A 10,268-nucleotide genomic window follows, 5' to 3' on the forward strand; every position below is an offset into this window, starting at 1 on the left:
TGACCGTTGCCCTTTACACCATTCTTCTTTACATTTGGTGTTTCGCAATGAGGGCAATAAACTTTGACAAGAACGTAAGACATTCTACAAAGATATTGTCCTCTTGTGATTTAACCCATATTAGAGCATACATTCTGTAACACTACCAACTATTTAAATGTTTTACATAGGTAGTCAGCCTCACATTTAAGTGAACTTCCATAAATCTACCTAATCCCTTAAAATACAAGTTCAAATCAAAAAAGCTAAGTGCTTGATAATCATAGGGATTCCTTTCGGGATTCCTAAGTTTAGGAGTAGGAATCCCGAAAGAATCCCTTGAAAATCAGTTAATTAGATTTTACGCATTTTAACGTTATTTTATTTTCACAAGAATCCCTTGATTATCAAGGAGTTCCTTGCAGGAATCCCTAAGTTATCTAAAGGATTCTTTGTGGAATACCCCAAAGAATCCCTAATTTTAAAGGGAAAGGATAAGCTAAAAAAATGGAGTAAAGCGGTTTAATTAATATTTACTTTTAAAGTAAACATTAATTAAACCGTAAATCCCTAAAAATAGGGCTTCATTAAGTCAATCAAAAGACGATAAAAATTAAAAAAAATAGCCACCAAACAGCTAATTTAGTGCTAATTGTACGCTAATTTAGGACAGATTTCAAGCGAATTACAAACCCTTAAAATCCCTCTCCGATAAGACCTTTAAAGCTAACTCTATATCACTCATACCCATCACTTTATCAATGGTAAACCCCGCCATTTTCTTAGACATTGCCAAACCATCGGAATAAAGTATCTGCATCGTATCAACATCTTTTTGAAGCTCCGCAACCTGAGTAGTTTGATTATCCGTAAGTTTGAGTTCTTGCCACCTACGAAGTTGCTCCCGATAAATAGGCACAAAATCTAAACCAACTTGATACTGTTTAATAGCCCGATTAATCATGGTATCGGCTAAAATTTCGGGTTTGTGTTTGGTCTGATTGAGAAGGCTTGTCAGCCCCTGAGTCTCCTTCAAACTTCCTTTAATAACCTGAGAGATAAGTGATAAATTTTCGATGGGATGATACTGAGGTTGTGGATTCATAGCGAAAGGCATTTAATTAAAATTCCGCCACAAAGATAATCAAATTTACAAAGGGGTTAAGAAATAAAAGTCGCAGCTATTTTGTAATGTTCATTACAAAATAGCTACATTAACCTAATGAGGTCAATTTGAGTTTAGTGAAATGTAAATTATTGATAATCAATAATTTACAAAATTAACTTCATGAAAATATTTAAAGATAACGTATTGTATTTCAGCGACTTACGCTATGCTACCTTACTTTTGGCCCAATAAGGGAGTAGCGACCGAAATAGGAGTTTCAAAAATGACACTTTACCAATATCTCAGGTATCGAAAAGTCGCAATTGGTGGCTATGTTCATCAAAATGATTCTAAAAAGTCAAGTAATTGAAAATCAGCAAGTTGTATTTTGTAAAATCTCAAAAACAGAAATTGTAAATATTTGATTTTTAGAGCGTTATACTACGCTATGTAATTTTTGGCCCAATAAGGGAGTTGCAACCCCTTTTGTAAGAATTTTGTAAATTTTCATATAAATTTGCTGCCTTCAAAATTAATATTTACTTTTAAAGTAAATATTAATAAAAACCTTCCAATGACCAGAAAAATTATTGATAAAGTCGAGTATTTGAAAACCCAAGCAGCGTTGGAAAAATGTTTAGACAAAACGCCTAAATTGGAGCTTGTGCCAGGCGTTCATAATGTGAACTTAATTCCCGAAGATTTAAACATTCATTACATTTCAAAACAGTACATGAATGACTTTAAACCCTTTGCTCCTTACGATATACGCACCCATAAATTAGTGAATTACGGGACTCCTGCGGTAGAACTCAATTACTATTACAAACACAAATACTTTGTCGATACCAAAGCAACCAAAGAAAAAATTGAGCAATATCTCATTACATACCTTGATAATTTAGCCGATGAAAAAGCCGAATTAAAAGCGAAGATAAAAAAAGTATTAGAAGAGTTTTCAGAGCCAGCGGAACGGGAAAACATCCTTGAATCTTATAAAGCAGAAATGTTAAACTTACAGGAGCATACGGATTATTGGTTTACGGTGGCATGGAATCTTCCCAACATGGAATGGGTGATTTCCAATTATGAATTAGGATTTCATTACTACGAATTAGGATTCAAGTATTGGGATAATAAGGAATTGGAATATGTAATCTATAACAGCCACATGGTTAAAAACCAGTACAATAAAAAAGGGGAATTAATCCAAGAGCGACACAATCTTATTTTTGTGGACGAGCAAGCCTTACAACGCCCCATCCCGAACCAACATAAAACCGTTGAAAAACTCCTATCCACTTTCACATCACAATTTCGTTTGGGAGTTAAAATGCTTTATTTCAAAGAAAAGAGGTAGCAACATTTTCATGCTTTTCTCCCATGCTCCTATTCAATGAACGCAACAAAAAGAAAAATTACAAAGGGGAAAAGATTGAGAATTAATCAAGTGAAAACGGCATTTAATTAATGTTTACTTTTAAAGTAAACATTAATTAAAACCAAAACCCCCATTTTTTCAACTCATAAATTTATGGTAAATTCACGGAATAAAAATTGCGGATATACGAACCCAATAAAACCATTTTAAACCTCGTCATTCAATCTTATGTACCTCATTGGCATCATCAAAACCGATTTACCCAAAGTCTTAATTAACCCTAAAACGTGCAATACCCCACAGGAGTTAATGGATTGGCTCACGTCATTTTTTAACAAAGATGATTTCAAATTGAGTGAGCCAATAACCCTTGAATCTTTAACGGCATCCTTAGCACAAAATAAACCAATTCGGGTAAATATCGGAGGTTATGCCGTAGCGGTACTTTTAGGGTCAGAAGAAGTAGTCCAAAATGCCACCCATAGATTTGTGCATATCTTAGGTTTAGATGTATTGACAGCCACCGCAGAGCAAGTACAAACATCTGTCAATCAAGAAGTGCAATAAACGAAATTTAATCCTTCTTTTCTTTCAATAATATTTCCTCCAGTTTCCCCAAACGCTGATTGAAACTTTGTTCCTCTTGGAGTTTTTGAGTTAAGGCGACTACCTGACTTTGAAGCGATGTATTTTCCTTCATTAAGCCCTGCATTTCAAACCCCTTTAATTCCAAATCGTGCAAGGTTTTTTGTTGCAAAGTTTTGATTTCGTTCAATTGTTTATTCAGGTCCTCTTTTTGTCCAAGTACCCTTTGGTGTTCTTGACTCAAATCCTCTATTCCCTTTTGTAATTTTTCTATTTCCTTGTTAAGCCCTGCATTTTGAGACACCTTAAAAGTTTGTTCTTTCATTAAGCCTTGATGCTCCGCAGCTTTCAAATCGTATTTCGATTGCAATTTTTGTTGAGCCAGTTTCAATTCTTCCACTAAATCCAGCGCATTTTGTTTCTCAGTTGTCAAAACCGATAAATCCTCCGATTGGAAAGTAATTAAAATATCCGCTTTTTCGAGGGCAGCCGTCTTTTCTTGCAGTGATTCAGTCAAAGCCAAATTCTCTTCTTGTGCCTGAGACAAGAGCGAATCCAAAGATTTATTTTTCTCCATCAATTCCAGTATCAATTGCCCTTGCTCCTCCAATACCAATTCTTTTTCACGCAAAAGCGTTTCTGCATTACTACGGGCTTCAAAGTTTCCCTTTATCATATCCGCAAAAAACAGACTTAACTGCTTATGGTCGTAGGTATGAAGTGCCTGAGTTGTTTGAAACTTGGATTGAGCCAGATTAACTTCTGTCTCGCTGAGTTGAAGTAAATCGTAATTAATTAACTCCACACCCAAATCCTCAAATTTTACCACGGGCAGTTCATTTTTTAACTGGTATATCCTACCTGCCGTTTTTCCTTTGAGTTCAGCGTATTCTTTGAAAGAAAGATAATTCGTACCGTTGATGTTTTGCATGGCTTTTTTGATTGATTACCCTGTAAAATTACGAATAAATTATGATATATCAAAATAATAAATACGTTAAGTTATAATAAAATATTATGTTATAAAGTAATATAATAAAAACTAAGTTAAAGCATAATTTAGAAACAAAATCAATCACTAATCAATCCTAAAACCCCCTATTAAAAAGTCAAATAAGCCTAAAAACCGCCCAAATACTCATTCTAAGTTACATTTTGTTAATTCCTACAAATTGCCTAAACTTGTGTAACAATATTTTGTAGTGTTCACTACAAAATATTGAATACTTAATTAAAAAATGCCATGACCAGTAAGCAATTCAATACCCTTGAAGACTTGTATCAGTATTACAACCAACAATTATTTGAGGGCAAATTAGATGAGTGTTTAATTAACCTCTCCCGACACGGAGGTGCTTACGGTTTTTTTGTGCCTAAGCAATGGGTAGTGGCTCAGGAAGAAGACCGCCAATACCAACCGCCTGTAATTACCAAGACCTCAAGTCGAGCCAAAAACAAACGCAGAGCGATACACGAAATATCCATCAATCCAGATTCTTTGTACCGTTCCGATAAATCCTGGCACTCAACCTTGATACACGAAATGGTGCATCTTTGGCAGCATGATTTTGGGAAGACTTCTCGCCAATGTTACCATAACCGCCAGTGGGCGGATAAGATGGAATCTTTGGGTTTAATGCCCTCCGATACGGGCGAGGAAGGCGGTTTGCGGACGGGACAACTAATGAGTCATTATATACTCATAGAGGGAGCATTTGAAAAAGTGTTTAACAACATTAGTGAAGATGATTTAAAACGTTTGACTCTCCCCTATCGTTTGAATCGAGAAATGGCGATGTATATTGAAGACGAAGACGAGGAAGAAGAAACGTTATTGGCATGGCTGAAAAGGACTTCTCCACAGCCAATTTATAAAGGGAAAGATGTGTCAATCTCCTCCTTTTTTGGCATCGGAAAAATCGCATCCCAAAGCCGTGCAGGGGTAAAGGCAAAATACGTTTGTGCCTGTGATAATCGTGTTTGGGGTAAGCCTGATTTAGAAATTCAATGTATGGTTTGTGGGTGTAGGTTTATAGAATGTTAATTTTATAAAATATTTGTAATCAATTAGTTATAATATTTTTTAGTACCAAATAAAGTATTAATTTTGATACTGAAATTAATACTTTATTTGGTACTAAAAATAATATCTAAAAACACTTTGCAATGATTATAACAACAGGAGGCATAAAGGGAGGAAGTGGTAAAACAACCATAGCCACCAACTTAACAATTATGTTAGCTAACAAAGGCTTTGATGTACTTTTAGTGGATGCTGACGACCAAGAAACATCTACGGATTTTACAGCATGGCGAGAAGAAAGTACAGGGGGAAATATAGGATATACCGCAGTTAAGATTACGGGAGATGCTGTAAGAACACAAGTATTAAAATTGGTGAGCAAATACGACCATATCATCATTGATACAGGCGGTAGAGATACATCAAGTCAGAGAGCAGCGTTAAGTGTATCGGACGTTTATTTAGTCCCATTTACTCCACGTTCATTTGATATTTGGACACTAAGAAAAGTTGAAATTTTGGTTTCTGAAATTATGATTGTTAGCCCAAAATTAAGAGCATATATATTTCTCAATAGAGCCGATTCACGAGGAGCGGACAACGAGGATGCAGCAGAGCTTTTAAAACAATCTGAATATTTATCCTATTTAGATTCACCGATTGGAAATCGTAAAGTTTTTTCAAATGCAGCGGCAAGTGGTCTTGGAGTTACGGAAGTCAAGCCAACAGATGAAAAAGCGATTAACGAATTAGTTTTGTTATTTGAAAAAATTACTAACATTTAAGTACCATATTTAGTACATAATTTAGTATTTAATATAGTACCAAAAATATTTATAATCATGGCAATATCAGGTGTACCCAATAAAAAAAAAACTGTACCAAATGAAGAAGCAGAAAGTAAACAAGTCGAAAAAAAGATTCAAGAATGGATTAAAAAAGGTGGTTCAACTACTGCCGAAGCATCATTAGAGCAATCTGAGCAAGACCCATTAAAAGCGATGAATATTAAGTTATATCAAAGCGAGTTGGAAAAAATAAAAGATATACGAGGGCGAAAACTTAAAAGAGATAGACTATCTATTCATGATTGGATTTTAGTTGCAATTCAAGAAAAAATAGAAAAAGAGTTTTAATGAAGTTTATGCAATTTGTAGGTTTTGGTATAGTAAACCTTATGCAATGAGTAGGATAAGGAGTTAATTAGCTTATTTTAGTGCTAAATTTAGCACTAAAATAAGTACCAATTTTAGCACTAAAAGACTCAATATAGCGTAAAATAATAAAATATGTTTTATTATTTTGTTATTTTATGTTTCTGTGAAAAGTTTATGCAATTTGTAGGTTTTAGATTATTCTAAAATCAAACCTTTTTCTTGCTAAAACCAAGCACAGTAGCCATATAAGCAGTTTTATTTTTTATTGCACCCCTAATACCGTGTGCAATTTTAGAATCTTCTTCAATAAATAGTTGCAATATTTTTGGCTCATTTATGATTTTTCTTTGCTGATTAGTCGAAAAGGTATATTGTGTTAACAGCGAATTGACCTGAGCCATTATTTGACCAATATTTAACTTGGAAACTGTCTCCATTTCTTGTTCCACATTATCGTGAGCATCAATTAGACGTTGTTTCTCTTTTGTAATGATTCTAAAAGTAAGGTGGGTGAAATTCCTTCCACTTTTTATATATTCAATTTCAAATGTAATATCTGTTTTTTCATTAATCTCTTTTTGTGCTATTTCTATTACTCTCTTTTTCAAGTTAAAAAAATCATTATAGCCTTCAGCACCCATCAGCACTTTAAACTCTTCAATACTAACATTAAACCAAATCCCAGTATCTTTCCATCGACTAAGAAGCGTATATAACCTTTGAGCGTATTCACTCACAAGTGACAGAGCAGCGTAAAGCTCATACTCAGAGTAGCCTTTTTTTAATTCCATAAAATAAGGGACTATACGAGCATACATATAGACTTCTATAAATCCTTTTTTTCCATCGTATCGAACTTCTGGAAATGGAATAATATGGTCAAATTTATCGTCAGTTGGACTCTCATATTTTACCTTCCGAGCCATGAGTTTGTCAGCCGTTTCCTTTAATCTTTTTACGTTGGTTTCTTTAAGAGCCGACAGAGGAATATGGAAGACTTTGTTCTGAAATAAGTCTTGGTCAATATTAAAACCTTGTTCTATTTGGTTCAAGATTAGCCAATAAATACGTCTTTCCAGAACGGTGAATTCATTTTTCGCCAAAAGTAGGATAAGAGGTTCTTTATTCTTGGTTTTTAAAATGGTATTATCCATAAGTTAAGTAGTTGATTAATAGATGATTATATTATTATTGCATGAATAATGTATGTGTAATAATTGTAATAAACAATGCAAATATATATAAAATATTTTAAATATTACATATAAATATTACACGTAGGTTTTGTGTGCAATATTAAGACTTTTTTTATGCAATTTGTAGGTTTTCCCATGCAATTTGTAGGTTTTAAGTCTTGCAATTATTTGATTTTCAGTGAGTTACGACCCCTTACAATATAACAATCAATTGAACAATAAAAAAAACAATAAAACAATCATTGATGAAAAGAAAAAATATCATTTAAAGTGGCTGTCGCACTCAAAAAAATAAATTTTCGGAAAAGAAAACAAGAGAATGGAAAGCCAAAACGAAAAGCGAGGGAAAATCAAATTTGGAGAGAAGTTAAAGAGGGGGTCAAACTAATAATTTAGTTTTCACGAAAAATTACTAAAAATAATAGTGTTTAAACTATATTTTACTAATGGTGGGAGGGGAATCAAATTACATTTCTACTTTTTTGCCCTTTTTGTTCGGTTTAGAACGCTATAAAGGGCTTTAAGGTACTCTTAGATGTTTCTCCTATTTTTAGACGATTCTAAGCTTGTTTTTGATGGTTATTTTTTCAAGAGGTTAGCCACTTTTATTTTACCATGTTAAATATGGTCTTTGAAACCTCTTTTTCCAATATTTCTGAATTAAAAAATGCGAAAGAAAGTAACAAGATGTTATGACACTTACTTTGCGTAAGTCATTGATTATCAAACATATAGTGTTTAATAAATATAGCCGTATAGCTAAGTATCTGATTTTCAGTTGTTTAAAATATAGAGCCTAATTTTAGGGGCATCTTTTTCGCCTTAATTAAAAGATATTAATTAATTTAAGTTGTAACGTTCATAAAATTGTAAAAGCGAGGACAAAGAGTAGTATTTTCAACAGAAAACCCTCGGTAGAAGTCGCATGAATATGTCTTGGTAGCAAATCAGTTATCATTGAAAATGAATTTTCAATTTGTTTTCTGATATGTTTTTTAAGAAATACCTGATAAGGCAGGTCTTTTCTTTTAGAATTACTTTTTCGATGCGGTTTAAGATAAATCTGTTCACATTCACAGAGTAAATCTTCCTCATCATAGTCATTATATGCTTTGTCACCATACAAATTACTACCTTCTTCCAGATTGATTTGTGTACATTGAAAGGCGGTTACATCGCCTGTTTCACCACAAAAAACGTCGAATTGTACGGGTGTTCCGTCCTCGGTAGTAATGATTTGGATTTTAAAACCATAAAACCATTCCTTTTTACTGTTATTAAACCCTCGATAGTTTTCACCAGTGAGTAAGCGACAATTTTTGATTCTAATATTGCGACATACAGAAATAGTAAACGTATCAATAATATAGTTTTTAGAGACATTTAACGATTTTATCGTATAACTTAAATGCTTAAAAATTAGTGCGATGGTAGGCTTTAAACGGTGTAATCTCATAGAAAAAACGCCTTTATCTAAACGATAAAATCCTTCATACGAAGCTAAAAAATCTAAGGCAGCATGATAATTACCTTTGAATTTTTTAGCAGCAATTAAGGCCGTTGATATTACCTGAGCATCTGTAAATTTGCGCTGTTTATCTATTTTTGTGTTGATTCCTATTAAGAAATCATCTACAAAACAATAAATGATTAAAACATTATCTGAGAATGTGTCGGAGTGCATATAATTTGTTGTTTGGAAACTCAAAATTAAGGCTCAATGACCATTCTTAGATTTTAACGTAGGTTACAACTTAAATTATTAATTACTAAAATTTAAGGTATTTTTCGCCAATTTTACTATTGACTTTTTTAAAACAAAGTTGCCCAAACGGAAACCATTTGGGCAAACTAAATTAATAGTTCTACACCTATTTTCTTGATAATTACTCAATTATTTTGAATAATTATTTACTATTTCTTTACCTAATAAGATATTTTACGCAAATTTTGGCTTTATTCCACTTTTATCATACATTTGAGCGTGAAACCTTTGAATCTCTTTAATTAAATCCTTGCAAAGGTATTTCCCTACTTTGCTACCGCCATAACTTAAAAGGGCTTTAACCTTTTAAGCCATCCTTTTGCTCTCCAAATTTAAGGCTTTTTTCTCGTAAATCACTCACAAAATTATCTCTTTTTCGCCTTGATAGTTGGACGCTCATTTCATTGGTAAGCGTGATTAGTTTTGATGTTTCGTTGTAGGATTTTACATACTTTGGATTTATCATACTCTCACGATGTACTCGCTGGAAACCATGCGTTAATAAATAACGCTCAAAATATTTTAACGTATGGGCCACGACCTTTTCCCTGCCATCGCTCAATATGAAGATTGTATAGTTTGCCTTGCCTTTAAGGAGTATAATGTAACTTATCGGTATGTACGATTTTGTTCGTTGGTTTAGGATAAGTCTATCTGGCTTACTGTGACTTTCGTAGAACTTCATGGGAGGTAAATATTTATCTCAAATATTCATTTATGCTTCGTTTCTGAGATTTTGTTTCTTGGTATAAGTTTTTGAAATAAGAATATCTACTCCTTTTGAGCCGTTTACTGATACGATGATTTTGTACCAGTAAACGGCCATTTTTGTAAATTAATTACTTCGTTTATTATTGAAATTTCATAAAAACTGTCAAACTATTTCAGCAGCATACGGTTCACAACTTACAAGGCAAATATTTAGCCTTAGTAACGAGTAAATAATAAGTTGGTCAATCTCTACCTTTTATTAGGTAGTTCCATTTAGGTCTTTTATCATCGAAAGTAACATAATTTTTGATATTATCTTTAAATTTCTGACTGACCTCTCTTTTGTTTAAATATTGCTTTTGG

At 33.1% G+C, this 10,268-nt stretch carries 10 protein-coding genes; 5 read left to right on the forward strand and 5 right to left on the reverse strand.

All coding sequences use genetic code 11. The annotated features are described in order from the left end of the window. Window positions 1-664: 664 nt before the first annotated feature. Window positions 665-1,084 (reverse strand): hypothetical protein, encoded by a 420-nt coding sequence (locus AC1W31_RS19305; protein WP_481736132.1) that lies wholly within the window; start codon window positions 1,082-1,084, stop codon window positions 665-667. Window positions 1,085-1,661: 577 nt separating this feature from the next. Between AC1W31_RS19305 and AC1W31_RS19310 the strand changes: the two genes are divergently transcribed. Beyond that, entirely contained in the window at window positions 1,662-2,447 is a 786-nt protein-coding gene (locus AC1W31_RS19310; protein WP_481736133.1) for a hypothetical protein, read from the forward strand. Between the two features lie 249 nt (window positions 2,448-2,696). Continuing rightward, window positions 2,697-3,035, forward strand: coding sequence for a hypothetical protein (locus tag AC1W31_RS19315; RefSeq protein WP_481736134.1), 339 nt, complete (start codon window positions 2,697-2,699; stop codon window positions 3,033-3,035). A 7-nt stretch (window positions 3,036-3,042) separates the two neighbouring features. On the opposite strand, the gene AC1W31_RS19320 is transcribed toward AC1W31_RS19315, so the two are convergent. Further along, a complete protein-coding gene (locus AC1W31_RS19320; RefSeq protein ID WP_481736135.1) occupies window positions 3,043-3,984 on the reverse strand; it encodes a hypothetical protein in 942 nt (313 codons plus the stop codon). A 312-nt stretch (window positions 3,985-4,296) separates the two neighbouring features. Between AC1W31_RS19320 and AC1W31_RS19325 the strand changes: the two genes are divergently transcribed. The 3 genes from AC1W31_RS19325 (at window position 4,297) to AC1W31_RS19335 (ending at window position 6,212) form a co-directional block, all read left to right on the forward strand. Further along, window positions 4,297-5,097 (forward strand): SprT-like domain-containing protein, encoded by an 801-nt coding sequence (locus tag AC1W31_RS19325; RefSeq protein ID WP_481736136.1) that lies wholly within the window; start codon window positions 4,297-4,299, stop codon window positions 5,095-5,097. Between the two features lie 122 nt (window positions 5,098-5,219). Next, window positions 5,220-5,861, forward strand: a complete 642-nt coding sequence (locus tag AC1W31_RS19330) for an AAA family ATPase (protein WP_481736137.1) — start codon at window positions 5,220-5,222, stop codon at window positions 5,859-5,861. Window positions 5,862-5,918: 57 nt separating this feature from the next. After that, window positions 5,919-6,212: a hypothetical protein gene (locus AC1W31_RS19335; RefSeq protein ID WP_481736138.1), complete on the forward strand. Its 294-nt coding sequence runs from the start codon at window positions 5,919-5,921 to the stop codon at window positions 6,210-6,212. 227 nt (window positions 6,213-6,439) lie between these two features. Here AC1W31_RS19335 and AC1W31_RS19340 read toward each other — a convergent pair whose 3' ends face one another. The 3 genes from AC1W31_RS19340 to AC1W31_RS19350 all read right to left on the reverse strand — a co-directional run bounded on the left by AC1W31_RS19340 (window position 6,440) and on the right by AC1W31_RS19350 (window position 9,879). Next, entirely contained in the window at window positions 6,440-7,387 is a 948-nt protein-coding gene (locus AC1W31_RS19340; protein ID WP_481736139.1) for a RepB family plasmid replication initiator protein, read from the reverse strand. A gap of 901 nt (window positions 7,388-8,288) precedes the next feature. Continuing rightward, window positions 8,289-9,113: an IS982 family transposase gene (locus AC1W31_RS19345; RefSeq protein ID WP_481736140.1), complete on the reverse strand. Its 825-nt coding sequence runs from the start codon at window positions 9,111-9,113 to the stop codon at window positions 8,289-8,291. Window positions 9,114-9,492: 379 nt separating this feature from the next. Next, window positions 9,493-9,879, reverse strand: coding sequence for a LytTR family transcriptional regulator DNA-binding domain-containing protein (locus tag AC1W31_RS19350; RefSeq protein WP_481736141.1), 387 nt, complete (start codon window positions 9,877-9,879; stop codon window positions 9,493-9,495). Window positions 9,880-10,268: the final 389 nt, after the last annotated feature.

The sequence above is a fragment of the Arcicella sp. genome (assembly GCF_964672035.1).